General features: G+C 32.4%; 13 protein-coding genes. 11 read left to right on the forward strand and 2 right to left on the reverse strand.

The genetic code is table 11. The features are described 5' to 3' along the window. Nucleotides 1–15 precede the first annotated feature (15 nt). From ACVCXO_RS15815 to ACVCXO_RS15840, 6 genes are all read left to right on the forward strand, one after another. Nucleotides 16–3423 carry a hypothetical protein gene (locus ACVCXO_RS15815; RefSeq protein ID WP_452230560.1) on the forward strand — a complete coding sequence of 1136 codons (3408 nt, stop codon included), beginning with the start codon at nucleotides 16–18 and terminating at the stop codon, nucleotides 3421–3423. After that, on the forward strand, nucleotides 3416–3832 hold the full coding sequence (gene ybeY, locus ACVCXO_RS15820; protein ID WP_452230561.1) for an rRNA maturation RNase YbeY: 417 nt from the start codon (nucleotides 3416–3418) through the stop codon (nucleotides 3830–3832). The genes ACVCXO_RS15815 and ybeY overlap by 8 nt, the downstream gene beginning before the upstream one ends. Nucleotides 3833–3931: 99 nt before the next feature. Further along, complete coding sequence (gene mnmG, locus ACVCXO_RS15825; RefSeq protein WP_452230562.1) at nucleotides 3932–5803, forward strand: tRNA uridine-5-carboxymethylaminomethyl(34) synthesis enzyme MnmG; 1872 nt, start codon at nucleotides 3932–3934, stop codon at nucleotides 5801–5803. A 96-nt stretch (nucleotides 5804–5899) separates the two neighbouring features. Further along, nucleotides 5900–6388 (forward strand): hypothetical protein, encoded by a 489-nt coding sequence (locus ACVCXO_RS15830; protein WP_452230563.1) that lies wholly within the window; start codon nucleotides 5900–5902, stop codon nucleotides 6386–6388. A 77-nt stretch (nucleotides 6389–6465) separates the two neighbouring features. Further along, nucleotides 6466–7341 carry a class I SAM-dependent methyltransferase gene (locus ACVCXO_RS15835; RefSeq protein WP_452230564.1) on the forward strand — a complete coding sequence of 292 codons (876 nt, stop codon included), beginning with the start codon at nucleotides 6466–6468 and terminating at the stop codon, nucleotides 7339–7341. Nucleotides 7342–7552: 211 nt separating this feature from the next. Further along, entirely contained in the window at nucleotides 7553–8062 is a 510-nt protein-coding gene (locus ACVCXO_RS15840; protein WP_452230565.1) for an OmpH family outer membrane protein, read from the forward strand. Nucleotides 8063–8094: 32 nt separating this feature from the next. Here ACVCXO_RS15840 and ACVCXO_RS15845 read toward each other — a convergent pair whose 3' ends face one another. After that, nucleotides 8095–9252 (reverse strand): DNA polymerase III subunit, encoded by a 1158-nt coding sequence (locus ACVCXO_RS15845; RefSeq protein WP_452231164.1) that lies wholly within the window; start codon nucleotides 9250–9252, stop codon nucleotides 8095–8097. Nucleotides 9253–9433: 181 nt separating this feature from the next. On the opposite strand from ACVCXO_RS15845, the gene ACVCXO_RS15850 reads away from it, so the two are divergent. From ACVCXO_RS15850 to ACVCXO_RS15865, 4 genes are all read left to right on the forward strand, one after another. Next, on the forward strand, nucleotides 9434–10651 hold the full coding sequence (locus ACVCXO_RS15850) for a hypothetical protein (protein WP_452230566.1): 1218 nt from the start codon (nucleotides 9434–9436) through the stop codon (nucleotides 10649–10651). Between the two features lie 102 nt (nucleotides 10652–10753). After that, the gene (locus tag ACVCXO_RS15855; protein WP_452230567.1) at nucleotides 10754–11941 is read left to right on the forward strand and encodes a phosphoglycerate kinase; all 1188 of its coding nucleotides are present in this window, start codon (nucleotides 10754–10756) and stop codon (nucleotides 11939–11941) included. A gap of 84 nt (nucleotides 11942–12025) precedes the next feature. Then, on the forward strand, nucleotides 12026–13615 hold the full coding sequence (locus ACVCXO_RS15860) for a LysM peptidoglycan-binding domain-containing protein (protein ID WP_452230568.1): 1590 nt from the start codon (nucleotides 12026–12028) through the stop codon (nucleotides 13613–13615). Nucleotides 13616–13638: 23 nt separating this feature from the next. After that, nucleotides 13639–14619, forward strand: a complete 981-nt coding sequence (locus ACVCXO_RS15865) for a DUF4837 family protein (protein WP_452230569.1) — start codon at nucleotides 13639–13641, stop codon at nucleotides 14617–14619. A gap of 78 nt (nucleotides 14620–14697) precedes the next feature. On the opposite strand, the gene tatA is transcribed toward ACVCXO_RS15865, so the two are convergent. Beyond that, complete coding sequence (tatA, locus tag ACVCXO_RS15870) at nucleotides 14698–14877, reverse strand: twin-arginine translocase TatA/TatE family subunit (protein WP_452230570.1); 180 nt, start codon at nucleotides 14875–14877, stop codon at nucleotides 14698–14700. Between the two features lie 115 nt (nucleotides 14878–14992). On the opposite strand from tatA, the gene ACVCXO_RS15875 reads away from it, so the two are divergent. Further along, nucleotides 14993–15862 carry a M23 family metallopeptidase gene (locus ACVCXO_RS15875; protein ID WP_452230571.1) on the forward strand — a complete coding sequence of 290 codons (870 nt, stop codon included), beginning with the start codon at nucleotides 14993–14995 and terminating at the stop codon, nucleotides 15860–15862. Nucleotides 15863–15880 lie beyond the last annotated feature (18 nt).

Consider the following 15880-nt stretch of genomic DNA (forward strand, 5'->3'; position numbering starts at 1 on the left):
ATCTATATTAATATATTGAGCAACTTTAAAAACATACAAGCAAAACTTGAATCGTTTATTAGAAAATATTACACTAATGAGCTAATTAAAGGCACAATTCTATTTTTTAGTATTGGGTTATTATACTTTTTAGTCACCTTACTTATAGAGCATTTTTTATGGTTAAGTTCTACAGGAAGAACCGTTTTGTTTTGGCTCTTTGTAGTTGTGGAGTTGTTGTTGTTTGCTAAATTTATAGCTATTCCGTTAGCTAAGCTATTAAAGCTTCAAAAAGGAATAGATTATTTAGATGCTTCCAAAATTATTGGTACACATTTTCCAGAAGTTAGTGATAAACTTCTTAATGTTTTACAGCTAAAGCAATCTGAATCTTCATCGGAATTACTTCTTGCAAGTATCGAGCAAAAATCAGCAACACTGCAACCAATACCATTTAAGCTTGCGGTTAATTTTAAAAAGAACACCAAGTATTTAAAGTACGCGGCAATTCCTCTTTTGATATTGCTTTTGGCATCCATTTCGGGACATTTAGATTGGTTTAGCGATAGCTATAAAAGAGTTGTAGATTACAAAACAGCATATGAACCACCAGCGCCTTTTCAGTTTTTTGTGGTTAATGAAAATCTACAAGCAACAGAAAATAAGGATTTTACACTTTTTGTAAAAACGGCTGGAGAAGTGCAACCAGAAAATGTACAAATCACCTATAATAACGAAACCTATTTTTTACAACAAAAAGCTATTGGTAATTTTGAGTATGTTTTACCAAAACCAAAGGAGAATATTACGTTTCAACTTTCGGCAAATACCGTAACGTCAAAAGCCTATACTTTAGAGGTCATTGAGGCACCAACTTTATTGAGTTTTGATATGGTTTTACACTATCCGAGTCATACTAAAAAACGAGATGAAACGCTTAAGAGCACAGGAAACGCTGTAGTTCCACAAGGAACTAATGTTACTTGGAAATTAAATACCAAAGCAACAGAGCAAGTCCGTTTATATGCAAAAGATACCTTAGATTTTAATTCTAATGCCTTAGGTGTTTTTGAGGCTTCTAAACGTATTTATGATCATTTAAAATACAATCTCACCACGAGTAATGCGAATCTAAAAGACTACGAAAATTTGGCCTTTAGCATCGATGTGATAAAAGACGAATATCCAGAACTAAATATCCAAATGCAAGTAGATAGTTTAGATCAGCAAAGTCTTTATTTCTACGGACAAGTAAGCGATGATTACGGATTGAATAAATTGCAATTGGTATATTATCCTTCGGAAAAAGAGAGGGAAAAGACAACGGTAAATATTCCAATTTCTAAGTCTAACGTAGCCGATTTTATCAGTGCTTTTCCAAATGATTTAGAAATTACGGAAGGTATAAGTTATGAATTATATTTTCAGGTTTTTGATAATGATGCGATTCATAATTATAAACGAACTAAAAGTGAAGTTTTCTCCTACAGAAAATTAACCAAGGACGAAGAAGAGCAGAAGCAGTTACAAGAACAAAAGGAAACCATTCAAGATTTAGATAAATCGATAAAGAAATTTGAAGAACGTGAAAAAGAATTACAAGAACTTTCTAAAACCCAAAAAGAAAAGACAGAATTAAATTTTAACGATAAACGCAAATTAGATAACTTCTTGAAACGTCAAAAGGAGCAAGAAGAGATGATGAAGAGTTTTAATAAAAAGTTGAAGGATAATTTAGAGGAATTTCAGCAAGAAAAGGAAGATGACCCATTTAAAGAGGATTTAAAGGAGCGTTTAAAAGAAAATGAACAGCAGCTTAAAAAAGATGAGAAACTGCTAGACGAGTTACAGAAATTGCAAGAAAAAATCGACAAATTAGATAAAGAAGAGTTAAGTGATAAATTAGAAAAGCTTGCCAAACAAAACAAAAATCAAAAGCGCAGTTTAGAACAATTATTAGAACTTACTAAAAAATACTATATCGGTAAAAAGCTAGAAGAGTTACAACAAGAATTAGCAAAGTTAGCTGAGAAGCAAGAAAAGCTATCGGAGGAAACACCAGAAAATAATACGAAAGAAAAGCAAGACGAAATTAATAAAGAGTTTGAAGACTTTCAAAAAGAAATGGATGCTCTGGAAAAAGAAAATAAAGAATTAAAACAACCAGAGGATATTGATAGAGATAAAAATGAAGAAGAAAATGTTAAGGATGATCAACAAGAAGCTTCCGATAAATTAGAGGAAAAAGAAGAAAGTCAAGAAGAACAACAAAAACAAGATAGCCAGAAACAAGCCAAACAAAAACAAAAGCAAGCAGCTCAAAAAATGAAAAAAATGAGTGAAGAAATGCAGGCGAGTATGGCTTCTTCAAGCGGAGAACAAATGGCAGAAGATGTGGAAATGCTTCGTCAAATTCTGGATAACCTATTATTGTTTTCTTTCGACCAAGAATCGCTAATGAATCAGTTTGAAAGTATAGAGATCAACCATAATAAATATGCTTCGTATTTGCGTAAACAACATGATTTAAGAGAACATTTTTCACATATCGATGATAGTTTGTTTGCGTTATCGCTTCGGCAACCAAAAATTTCAGAAAAAGTGAATAAAGAAATCGGTGAGGTCTTTTATAACATCGACAAATCTTTAACCGTATTCTCTGAAAACCAGATAGGTAAAGGTGTTTCTAGTCAGCAGTACACGATAACATCGGCTAATAATTTAGCAGATTTTTTAAGCAATGCATTAGATAATATGCAAATGCAAATGAGTGGTGAAGGAGAAGGAGGAAAAGGAAAACCAAAACCAGGAGAAGGAAAAGGAGGTGAAGGTGGACTTCCAGATATTATTAAAAGTCAAGAACAACTTGCTAAAGAAATGCAAGGTAAAATGAAGGAAGGTGAAAAGGGTAAATCTGGAGAAGGAGAGAAAGGGAAAGAAGGTGAAAAGGGCAAAGAAAAAGGAGAAGGTAAAGAAGGAGAAGGTGGAGAAGGAGGTGATAAGCAAGGGGAAGGAGAAGGTAGTAATGAAGAGTTGAACGGAGAGTTATATAGAATTTATCAGCAACAACAACAAATTCGTCAGGCGTTGCAAGATCGATTGGCTAAAGAGGGAAAGAGTGGTGTAGGAAGTAATTTGGTAAAACAAATGGAGCAGATTGAAATGGATCTTTTGAATAAGGGTTTTACCAATCAGACGATGGAAAAAATGATGAATTTAAAACATCAATTGCTTAAATTAGAACAAGCAACTTTTCAACAAGGTCAGGAAGAAAAAAGAGAATCGGAAGCTAACCAAAGACAATTTGATAATAAAACCAATAATCAAATTCCTACTGCAAAACAATATTTTAACACTACAGAAATATTAAACAGACAAAGCTTACCTTTGCAACCAATTTATAAAAAGAAAGTGCAAGAGTACTTTAAACAAAACAATGATTAGTTTTAATTACGAGAACGATTTTAAATTAAACAACGAAGAACAATTAGCTAAATGGATATCTAGTGTAATTGTTTCGGAAGGTTGTACAGAGGATGAGATTAATTATGTCTTTTGTGACGATGCATATCTGCATAAATTAAATGTAGAATTTTTAAAGCATGATACTTTGACAGATATTATTAGCTTCGATTATTCGATGGGAAAAACCTTACAGGGTGATATTTTCATATCTATAGAAAGGGTAGAAGATAATGCGAAAGATTTTAAAGTAGAATTCTCAGAAGAAGTGCAGCGTGTACTTGTTCACGGTATTTTGCATTACTGCGGATATAAGGATAAGAGCGAAGAGGAAGCTAAGTTGATGCGAAGCAAAGAGAATTTTTACTTGAAGCAATTAGTAGCCATGTAATTTTTTAGCACCTATTTATAGTTAGGAGCAAAGTGTTCCACGTGGAACAATCTCTTTATTTTAAAGAAACAAACAAAAACATTTTAAAGTTATAATTACATGTTTAACGAAGTATATGATGTTATAGTTGTAGGTGCTGGTCACGCAGGAAGTGAAGCAGCAGCGGCAGCAGCAAACATGGGAAGCAAAACATTGCTTATTACCATGAACCTACAAAACATTGCGCAAATGTCTTGTAATCCTGCAATGGGAGGAATTGCTAAAGGACAAATTGTGCGCGAAATAGATGCGCTTGGTGGGTATAGTGGTATTGTTAGTGATACTTCTGCTATTCAGTTTAAAATGCTTAATAAATCGAAAGGACCTGCTATGTGGAGTCCGAGAGTGCAAAGCGATAGAATGCGTTTTGCGGAAGACTGGAGATTACTTTTAGAGCAAACCAAGAACTTAGATTTTTATCAAGAAATGGTTTCTAGTTTAATTGTAGAAAATCATAAAGTGGTTGGTGTAAAAACTTCACTTGGCGTAGAAGTAAGAGGGAAGTCTGTAGTGTTAACTAATGGAACTTTTTTGAACGGATTAATCCATATTGGAGATAAGAATTTTGGAGGAGGAAGAGCTGGGGAAAGAGCTGCTACAGGAATTACGGAACAACTTATAACTTTAGGGTTTGAATCTGGTAGAATGAAAACAGGAACACCACCAAGAGTAGATGGTCGTTCTTTAGATTTTTCTAAAATGGAAGAACAACCTGGGGATGCCGTTCCTGAAAAATTCTCGTATTTAGATAGTACCAAACCGTTGACAAAACAACGTTCTTGTCACATGACGTATACGAGTTTGGAAGTGCATGATTTACTTCGTGAAGGATTTGATCGTTCACCAATGTTTAATGGTAGAATTAAAAGTCTCGGACCAAGATATTGTCCGTCGATTGAAGATAAAATAAATCGATTTGCAGATAAAGATAGACACCAACTTTTTGTAGAACCGGAAGGATGGAATACCGTTGAATATTATATTAATGGATTCTCCACTTCGCTTCCAGAAGATGTTCAATTTAAAGCATTGCGTTCTGTGGTTGGTTTTGAAAACGTGAAGTTTTTTAGACCTGGTTATGCTATCGAATATGACTATTTTCCACCAACACAATTAAAGCATACTTTAGAAACTAAGTTGGTTTCTGGTTTATATTTCGCTGGTCAAATTAACGGAACAACTGGATATGAAGAAGCGGCTTCTCAAGGTTTGATGGCAGGAATAAATGCGAGTTTAAAGGTGGCGGAAAAGGATCCTTTTATGTTACAAAGAGATGAAGCGTATATTGGAGTATTGATAGATGACTTGATAACCAAAGGAACAGAAGAGCCGTATCGAATGTTTACTTCTCGTGCAGAATATAGAACGTTATTACGCCAGGATAATGCAGATATTCGTTTAACACCAAAAGGGCATTCCTTAGGTTTAGCGAGTGAAAAACGTTTGATTAGAATGGAAGAAAAGTTTAGTGCTTCTGATAAGTTTGTTCAGTTTTTTAAAGATACTAGTATTACTACTAAGGAAGCAAATCCTGTTCTAGAAGCGAAAGATTCTGCGCCAATTAAACAGCAAGGGAAGATGCATAAGTTGTTTGCAAGACCTAATATTTCGATTGAAGATATGCGAAAACTGGAGGTTGTAGAAGGTTATATTCAAGCGCATGATTTAGATAATGAAGTAATTCAGCAAGCAGAAATTCAAGTAAAGTATGCTGGTTATATCGCTAAAGAAAAACTAAATGCAGATAAGTTAAATAGGTTAGAGAATATTAAAATACCAGAAGGTTTTGATTATTCTAAATTGCAATCGATGAGTTTAGAAGCACGTGAAAAATTAAATAAAATTCAACCAGTAACCATTTCCCAAGCCTCTAGAATTAGTGGTGTTTCACCAAGTGATATTTCGGTATTGTTGGTGTATATGGGAAGGTGATTTTTGTATATAAACTAATATTTATTTTTGTGTTCCACGTGGAACATGTTGTTTTTTTAGATTGTATTTGGAAGTAAAACCATTGAGAATTATACTATGAAACCACACTTGTTATTTGTTCTATTTCTTGTTTTATTAGGCTCTTGTATTCCTGTGAAATCGGTTCCAGATATTAATGGATATCATATTATAGAAGGGACTAAAAAAGGAGGTGCAGATTTTAAAAATCAAAATGTTTTTAGTTTTCAAATCTATAAAGGAAAGCGTGCGTTTGATAAATATTTAGAAGAACGTTTTGGAGATACTCCTGGTTTTTCTTCTACTAATTTTATTGTAGAAATTGAAGATGTACCATTTGTAATTCGTGTTTTAAGTAAAGAAGAATCTAATCAATATTTAGATTTCACGGATTATATTTTTGAAAAGGAAGATCCAGAATTGGTGAAGAAAGGTAAAAAGAAGCAATTCATTTATATCGTTGCGAATGACGAAAATGGAGAAGATGCTTTGAGTACAAATTCGTTTTACAGATATATTGTTGCAAAATATTTAGACGATATCCGAATGCGTTTTAAAGCGTATTAGAACATTTTACAATTAAAAGAACGAAACTAAAATATATTTATTTCTCCGTCTGAATCTGTTTTCAGAATTTATTCCAAATGAAAGAAAATTACATACCTCTAAAAGTGAAAGATCATTCTGTTTCTGGTGAAGCATTTGAATTGGTAGAAAATAAAACCTATGGTTTTTTAGAAACAATGCCGCAGCCTAAAGAAGAAAAACTTTCTGAATATTATAAAACCGAAGACTATATTTCGCACACAGATTCTAAAAGAAATATACTTGAAAAAGTATATCATATCGTTCGAGGTATTTCTTTAAAACGAAAATTAAAACTTATTAATTCTTTTTCCATTAGTAATGCGGACTTTAAAAATTCGGAAGAAAAAAACCTTTTGGATGTTGGTTGTGGTACCGGAGATTTTTTGCAGGTAGCTAAAAATAGCAATTGGAATGTTTCTGGAATAGAACCAAACCAAGAAGCAAGAGCTATCTCAAATAGTAAAACTGGTAATGCGGTTTATAGCACCAAACAGTTATCAGCTTTTAACAAACATAGTTTTGATGTGATTACTTTATGGCATGTATTAGAACATTTGCCAAATTTAGAAGATCAAGTTGCTGTTTTTAAAAGTTTATTAAAGGAAAACGGAACTTTAATTATTGCGGTACCCAACTATAAAAGTTATGATGCAAAACATTATAAACACTTTTGGGCAGCTTTAGATGTGCCAAGACACCTTTGGCATTTTAATCAAGAATCTATTGCAAAACTTTTTGCTAAAGAAAATATGAAGATTGTAAAAACACTTCCTATGCAATTTGATGCGTATTATGTGAGTCTACTTTCTGAAAAATATAAATCTGGATTTATGAATCCTTTTAAAGCTTTTTGGTTCGGATTTCTTTCTAATCAAAAAGGAAAACGTTCTGGAGAGTACTCTTCGTTAATTTATGTGCTAAAAAACAGCTAATTCTTGTTTTAACTATTGTAAATCGGTTTTTAGGACCAAAAACAACAGAATACATCTTGTTTTTTTTAAAACGCCTTAAAAGGCGTTATACGAGGTGGTTTTTAATAAATTTCACTTATAGATTGTGTTTTAAGTATAAGTATATTTTATACAAGTAATTTCCTTTCCTTTTTTTACATTTGCGCAGATTAAAAAATAAAAATCACAAACCATGAAAAAAATAATTTTAGCACTTGTAACCGTTTTCGTTTTTACTTCTTGTGAGCAACAAAAAATTGCTTTTATAGATAATGGAGAATTAATAAATGAATATCAAGGGAAAAAAGACATTGAAGCAAAATTTAAAATTAAAGATGAAGCTTTTAAAAAGAACACTGATAGTTTAGCTAACGGTTTTCAAATAGAAGCAAAAGCTTTTGAACTTGCAGCAGCAAAAATGTCTCAAAGCAAGCAGCAAGAAAAATACCAAGAGTTAATGCAAAAGCAACAAGGTTTACAAAGACAAGTGCAAATGCAGCAACAAGCAATGCAACAAGAATTTCAAGTGGAAATTGATTCTGCTCTTGTTAAGGTAAGAGACTTTGTAGCAGATTATGGAAAGAACAACGGTTACACATATATCTTAGGAAAGAATGAAGCTGGTAGCGTGATGTACGGAACCGAAGCTAATGATATTACAAAAACAGTTGCTGAAGCGTTAAATGCTTCGTACACTAAGTAATATAAAATGTATTATTGTTTTAAAAGTCAAGCTTATGCTTGGCTTTTTTTATGCAGTAATCTGGTTAGTTTTATAGATAAATCGGTTAGGATTATTTTAGAATTTCCGTTACGTTCTATGTGGTAAATAGCATCTTGTAACTCATTCGATATTTCCAAAATATTGTTACCATGAATAAAGGGAGCAAAGTTTTCTAGTTTGAATTTTTCGGTTTTAGGTTCAAAATATACTAGTTCATTTGCGTTATAATTCAATAATAATGCTTGTCTGAAAAAGTCAATACAAAATTGAAGAAATTGTTTTTGAGTTTCTCTTCCTGTTTTAGCAATGTCTTCACTCCAAGAAATTAAATCATGAATGGCTGCCTTATTTCCCTTTGCTTTAAAGGCGCTTCTGATCCAAAAGATAAACCACGTTTCAAACTGTATATCTTCACTATCTTGATATACTAAATCACAAGCTTTGTTGTAGTTTCCGTTGGCCTGATGTGCAATTTTTGTCGCTACAGAATCGTCTAAATTATATTGTTTTACTAAGCCTTCTTTTACATCATTTTCTGCCAAAGGAGGAAAATGTAAAATTTGACAACGGGATTTAATCGTATTAATTATTTGCTCTTCGTCTTCCGCAATTAGAAGAAAAATAGTTTTGTTTGGTGGTTCTTCAATTAGTTTTAAAAGCTTGTTCGAAGCGGCAGTGTTCATTTTTTCTGCCATCCAAATGATCATTATTTTATAACCACCTTCATAAGATTTTAAGGCAAGAGATTTTACAACCTGTAGCGCTTCATCAACACCAATTTGTCCTTGTTTGTTATCTACACCAAGTAATTTATACCAATCAAACAGATTGCCATACGGTTGCTCTTTTAGTAGTTGTCTCCATTCTTCTAAATAATAACTAGAAACAGGTTTGCTTTTTACTTTATCACTGGTAGTAACAGGAAAAGCAAAATGGAGATCCGGATGTGAAAGGTTATTAAATTTAAGGTTGCAAGCAGGGTTTCCACTGTTGTTCTCTTTGTTTGTATTGCCACATAAAACGTATTGTGCATACGCAATAGCCATTGGTAGCGTACCAGAACCTTCTGGGCCTACAAATAATTGTGCATGTGCAATTCTACCATTATCAACACTTTGTGTTAAATGGTTTTTTATATGTTCTTGTCCTAAAATATCACTAAAAAGCATAGCGCAAATATAGTTTTTATCCTTAAAAGGAAATACAAAACCAAACTTCAATTTTAAAGAAATCAGGAAGTATTTATACTTCATAAGTACTATAAAAGCCTGTTAAATCACGATTAAATACTAATAATATAGATAAAGTGTATTAATTACGTATCTTGACAATCCCAAATCCCTACCTAAAATGAAAAATCTACTTAAATATAGCTTTGCTGTACTTATTGTGTTTTCTACAAGTGCACAAAATCTAGAAACATTAGAACCCATTCAAGAACGTCCGTTAAGCACGCAAAAAGAATTTTATATTCAAGGCGATGCTGTTGCTATTGGTAATAATATTTTAAGCGAACATGGTAATCAAAACTATAATCAAATAGGCTTGATGAATGACAAAGTCGAAATGAAATATGTAGATATTGACAATGAAAAGGATACCTTTAGTTCTAGTGCGGCAGCATTGGAATTACCACAAAATGTTAATAAGATAAAGTTTGCTGCTTTATATTGGAGTGCAACGTATGGTTTTAAAAAAGGGCAATACAAAGTAGTAAATAACAAAATGATAGTGAAAGGAAAAGGAGAAAGAGACACTACATTTAATTACATAAAATTTAAAACGCCAAATCAAGAATATAAAAACATAAAAGGAGAAGTCCTTTTTGATGGTCACGATAAAAAATTCTTTGCCTCAAATTCACCTTATGTTTGTTATGCAGATGTAACTTCAATCTTGCAAAGTAGTAATACAAATGGATACTTTACCGTTGCAAATATAAGAGCGACCGAGGGCGTTATAACGGGCGGGAGTTCTGCTGGTTGGGTATTATATGTTGTTTATGAACAAGAAAACGCTACACTTAAATACATTGGTACATATCACGGTTTGTCGCTGGTAAATAAAAAGCCATTAGATATTCAATTTAATAATTTTAAGACCACAGCGTTTGGTGAAATTGACGCTAGTATTACCATGGCAGCAATTGAAGGAGATGCAAAACTAAAAACAGATAAATGTGCTATTTTTAGTAATAAAGATAACCGGTTTATTACTATGAGTTCTAAGTTAAGACCGGCATCTAATTTCTTTAATAGTAAGATCACAAAAAACGAAGAATATGTAGCAGAAAGACTTCCTAAAAGCGAAAATACCTTAGGGTTCGATCTTGTAACATTCGATATTCCTAACGCCAATAATGCTTTATTGGCTAACAATCAAAAGGAATTAGATTTTAAAATCTATACCAAAGCAGATCGATTTTATATGTTTTTCACCGCTTTTAAAACAGATATTAGCGAAAGCTGTTATATTGAAAATAACCTAGAGAACAACGATTTATTGGTTACAAGAGATGTTTTAAAAGAAGCAAAGCCTGTGGTTGGTAATATAGAAGACGAAGAGTAAAACACGATAAATTCGTACAACAATAATAATATTGCGCATATTATTTATTTTGAAGACCTTTAGCGTTCAAAATAATATGCGCAATTTTTATATACCACAAAAATGAAAACACTAAACGACTTTAACTTTAAAAACAAAAAAGCATTAATAAGAGTAGATTTTAATGTACCATTAAATGAAAACTTTCAAGTAACAGATGCTACCAGAATACGTTCTGCAAAGCCAACCATTATTAAAGTTTTAGAAGATGGAGGAAGCTGTATTTTAATGTCGCATTTAGGAAGACCAAAAGGAGTTCAAGACGAATTTTCTTTACGTCACATTGCAAATAAAATTGAAGAAATCATTGGAGTAGAAACAAAGTTTGTTTCCGATTGTGTTGGTAAGGAAGCTGAAGAAGCAGCAAAAAACTTAAAACCAGGCGAAATTTTATTATTAGAAAATTTACGTTTTCATGAAGAAGAAACAGCAGGAGACAAAGACTTCGCTGAAGGACTTTCCAAATTAGGAGACATTTATGTAAATGATGCTTTTGGTACAGCACATCGTGCACATGCTTCTACAACTGTTGTTGCTCAATTTTTTCCAGAAAGAAAATGTTTTGGTTATTTATTAGCGCAAGAAATAGAAAGCATTAAAAAAGTAATGGAAACAGGAGAAAAACCGGTTCTTGCTATTTTAGGAGGAGCTAAAGTATCTTCAAAAATTACAATAATTGAAAATATTCTAGATAAAGTAGATCACCTAATAATTGGAGGAGGAATGAGTTTCACCTTTGTTAAAGCGCAAGGCGGGAAAGTAGGAGATTCTATTTGTGAAGATGATAAAATGCCACTAGCTTTAGAAATTTTAAAACAAGCAAAAGAAAAAGGAGTTCAAATTCATATTCCTGTAGATGTTTTAGCTGCTAATGCTTTTAGTAACGATGCAGAAACACAAGTTTGCGATATAAATAAAATTCCTGACGGTTGGCAAGGTTTAGATTGCGGACCAAAATCGAAACAAATTTTTAATGATGTCGTATTACAATGTAAAACGATTCTTTGGAATGGTCCTTTAGGTGTTTTTGAAATGGAAAACTTTGCAAGCGGAACCATTGCTTTAGGAAACTCTATTGCAGAAGCAACAAAAAAAGGAGCATTTTCATTAGTTGGAGGTGGCGATTCTGTTGCAGCAGTAAAACAATTTGGCTTTGAAAATAAAGTTAGTTATGTAAGTACTGGTGGAGGAGCTATGTTAGAAAGCTTAGAAGGTAAAACGCTTCCAGGAATTGCTGCTATTTTAGAATAGTACAAAGCCGCACAAACTTTTTTATTTTAATAAAACACGAATTTAGTATCTTATACGTTAAAAGAAGACGCTAATTATACAATCATGCAATTACAAAAACTCTTTTTCTTTGTTTATTTTTTAGGTCTTGCTATGCTTCAAGCACAAGATTCTTTACAAGTGACAACAGAGAATTTACGCCTTACAGAGCAGCAATTAGAAGCTGGTGAAAATTACATTATAGATACTATAGTGGATGGTCAAGCTTACTATAAAAAGGAAATAAAGATTATTGAAGAACTAGATCTGGATAGTGCACTTTTAGATAATGACTACGCAGCAAAAATTGACGAAAAATGGTTAGAAGAATTATATAGTAATTCTTTGTTTGATACTATTTACAAAGCTGTTGGTGACTTAGATTATAAAGATGTTTATTATCCCGAATTATCTACTGAATTATTAAAATCTAGACTTGCAGAATTAAATGCAAGAACCCCTTTTAATGTAGAATATAATCCTTCGTTAGAAAGTGTCATTAAATCTTTTTTAAAACATAGAAGAAGGTCCTTTGAGAAATTAATGGGATTAGGCCATTATTATTTTCCAATGTTTGAGCGTGAATTAGACAATTATAACATTCCGTTAGAAATGAAATATCTAGCCATTGTAGAATCTGCTTTAAAACCAAGAGCACGATCTAGAGTTGGCGCTACAGGTTTGTGGCAATTTATGTTTGCAACAGGAAAGCAATACGGCTTAAATGTAAGCTCTTATGTAGATGAACGTAGTGACCCAATAAAATCTACAGAAGCCGCATCAAAATATTTAGCGAGGCTTTATGAAATTTTTGGCGATTGGGATCTTGCTCTAGCAGCATATAATTCTGGTCCAGGAAATGTAAGTAAAGCCATAAGACGTTCTGGTGGCTATGAGAATTATTGGAATATTCGTCATAATCTTCCACGGGAAACAGCAGGTTATGTACCCGCTTTTTTGGCAACCATGTATATTTTTGAATTTGCGGAAGAACACGGTTTTAAACCTGTGAAACCAGAGTTTCAATATATAGAAACAGATACTGTTCAAGTAAAACATATGATTACCTTAGATCAAGTTAGCGAAGCAACGGGAGTGCAGATCGAAACGCTTCAGTTTTTAAACCCTTCGTATAAATTGGATATTATTCCTGTGGTAAAAGACGAGAATTATACGTTAAGATTGCCAAGAGATGTAGTAGGGAAGTTTGTAAATAACGAAGAAGCATTCTATGCTTTGGCTAAAGCGGAATTGGATAAACGTGAAAAACAATTACCCCAATTCTTTAATTCGGAAAGTAAAACCAGATATAAAGTGCAAAATGGGGATTACCTCGGAAAAATTGCAAGAAAATTTGGTGTTCGCGTTAGTCAATTAAAACAATGGAATGGTTTACGAAGCAATAATCTTAAAATAGGACAGCGCTTAACTATTTATCCAAGAAACACCGCTGCAACAACAAAAAACACACCCAAAAAACAAGTAAAAACTGCGGTTCCAGCCAATGCCAAAACATATATGGTTAAAAGTGGAGACTCCCTTTGGAGTATTTCTCAAAAATTCCCAGGAACTTCTATTCAAAATATTAGAGATTGGAACGATATTAGTGGTAACAATTTAAAACCAGGAATGAAGCTTGTAGTTTCTAAAAGCTAATACTTCTATAAAAACTAACAATTATGCGTAATTTTCTTTGTATTGCAATGGTAATACTACTGTTTACATCTTGTGAGGATAGTAAATCTTCTAACAAAAGAATCGTTTCAGCATCTTCAGGGACACTTAATAATATTTCTGTAGTTGTAGACAACGAACTTTGGGATAGTGAAGTAGGAGAGTCGATTAGAGGCGCGCTTGCTGCACCAATTTATGGTTTGCCACAAGACGAGCCCTTTTTTACAATGGCACAAATACCACCACAAGTATTTTCTGGCTTTGTAACCAAAAATAGAACGGTTTTAAAAATCGAAAAAGGAACGGCAGAAGCTGCAGTGAAAATTGCAAGTGATGTGTATGCAAGACCACAAAAACTGGTTTTAATCACAGGTAAAACGAATGCAGAGATTATCAAGCAAATTAAAGATAATGCAGTTAAAATAGTAGCGGCTTTTAAAAACGAAGAGCTAAAAGAAAAGCAACGAAGAATAAATTTATCTTTAAATAAAAACAATAGCATTAAAGAAAAACTAGGATTTACTATAAATTTTCCTACTGCATATCGAATAGCAAAAGAAGAGAACAACGTATTTTGGATTAGAAAAGATATTAATACAGGTACAACCAACCTAATGTTATATGCACTTCCATCTAATGCTATTAAGAAAAACGATAGTTTAATAAATCAGATTATTAAAATTAGAGATTCTGTTAACAAAATTTATATTCCTGGAGCAACAGAAGATGCATATATGGTTACCGAGGATGCGTACGCACCTTTTCTTTCGGAAACCATTATAGATAACAAGCCAACTATAGAAACAAAAGGTATTTGGGATATGGAAAATGCATTTATGTCTGGACCTTTTGTAAATTATATGATAGAAGATAAAGTAAACGATCGCTATGTGGTTATAGAAGGTTTTGCTTTTGCTCCTTCTGTTTCAAAACGAGATTATATGTTTGAGTTAGAAGCTATTATTAAATCTATAAAATTGGAATAGACATATTTAAAAATATAAAACAAAAAAAAACCAACGCAATACGTTGGTTTTTTTTGTTTTGTATAAAAAAGAAGGTAATTATTCTTTTTTGTTTTCTTCTTCCTCTTCTTTAGTAGCGTCTTTAAATTCTTTAATCCCACTACCAAGACCACGCATAAGTTCTGGTATTTTTTTACCACCAAAAATTAGTAAAACAACTACAGCAATTAATACTACTTGAGGCCAACCTATAAAAAGAGGTATCATATTTAAAATCATAATCTTTAAATTTAGAGCAAAGTTAATAATTAAAGTTTAATATTATCGTTTAAACCACAACTTTAGTATAATATTAAAGTAAGACTTTATAATTTTATATACTTTTGTTTTAAGCATGAAAAGAAAAAATAACAAAGAAAAAAAAATAGCAAAAAAGTTACTACATAAGTATAGACTAGTTATACTTAATGAAGATACTTTTGAAGAGCGCTTATCCTTTAAGCTTACCAGGCTTAACGTATTTGTCTTGCTTGCCATATCCTCCATCCTATTAATTACGGCTACAACATTTTTTATAGCGTTTACGCCGTTAAAAGAATATATTCCAGGTTACTCTTCTACAGCTTTAAAAAAGAAAGCTACTATATTAAACCATAAAACGGATTCTTTAGAAAAAGTAATAACCATAAATGAACGTTATTTTTCTTCGATAAAAAAAGTATTACATGGGGAATTAAGTAGTGAAAACTTTAATAGAGACTCTATTGTGGAAGCTGCTAAATTAGATGTAAGCGAAATAGATCTTGCACCAAATAAAGAAGATTCTTTATTACGCGAAAAAGTGGATAAAGAAGATAAGTATAATCTTTTTGAGTCGGCAACCTCTAATGCTAGTTTTGTATTGTTTCCTCCAGTAAACGGAACCATTACAGAAAGCTATAATGCCAAAGAAAAACACTATGCTGTAGATGTTGCAGTTGCTAAAAATACGCCTATTAAAACAACTGCAGATGGTATTGTTATTTTTGCAGATTGGACAACCAAAACAGGGCACGTAATTATTGTAGAGCATAGCCACGGATTAATTTCTGTATATAAACACAACGCGTCTTTAAACAAAGAGCAAGGGGATTTAGTAAAAACGGGTGAAGTGATTGCCATGTCTGGAAATTCAGGAGAATTTACAACTGGACCGCATTTACACTTTGAACTTTGGAGTGATGGATACCCTATTAACCCAACCAATTTTATAGACTTTGAATGAGAAAAATTTGCGGTATAA

Source organism: Lacinutrix sp. MEBiC02404, assembly GCF_053601575.1.

Coding starts and splice junctions, on each gene's coding strand:
- ybeY (WP_452230561.1), top strand. CDS start 3,416: ATGATTAGTTTTAATTACGAGAACGATTTTAAATTAAACAACGAAGAA.
- mnmG (WP_452230562.1), top strand. CDS start 3,932: ATGTTTAACGAAGTATATGATGTTATAGTTGTAGGTGCTGGTCACGCA.
- ACVCXO_RS15830 (WP_452230563.1), top strand. CDS start 5,900: ATGAAACCACACTTGTTATTTGTTCTATTTCTTGTTTTATTAGGCTCT.
- ACVCXO_RS15835 (WP_452230564.1), top strand. CDS start 6,466: ATGAAAGAAAATTACATACCTCTAAAAGTGAAAGATCATTCTGTTTCT.
- ACVCXO_RS15840 (WP_452230565.1), top strand. CDS start 7,553: ATGAAAAAAATAATTTTAGCACTTGTAACCGTTTTCGTTTTTACTTCT.
- ACVCXO_RS15845 (WP_452231164.1), bottom strand. CDS start 9,252: ATGCTTTTTAGTGATATTTTAGGACAAGAACATATAAAAAACCATTTA.
- ACVCXO_RS15850 (WP_452230566.1), top strand. CDS start 9,434: ATGAAAAATCTACTTAAATATAGCTTTGCTGTACTTATTGTGTTTTCT.
- ACVCXO_RS15855 (WP_452230567.1), top strand. CDS start 10,754: ATGAAAACACTAAACGACTTTAACTTTAAAAACAAAAAAGCATTAATA.
- ACVCXO_RS15860 (WP_452230568.1), top strand. CDS start 12,026: ATGCAATTACAAAAACTCTTTTTCTTTGTTTATTTTTTAGGTCTTGCT.
- ACVCXO_RS15865 (WP_452230569.1), top strand. CDS start 13,639: ATGCGTAATTTTCTTTGTATTGCAATGGTAATACTACTGTTTACATCT.
- tatA (WP_452230570.1), bottom strand. CDS start 14,877: ATGATTTTAAATATGATACCTCTTTTTATAGGTTGGCCTCAAGTAGTA.
- ACVCXO_RS15875 (WP_452230571.1), top strand. CDS start 14,993: ATGAAAAGAAAAAATAACAAAGAAAAAAAAATAGCAAAAAAGTTACTA.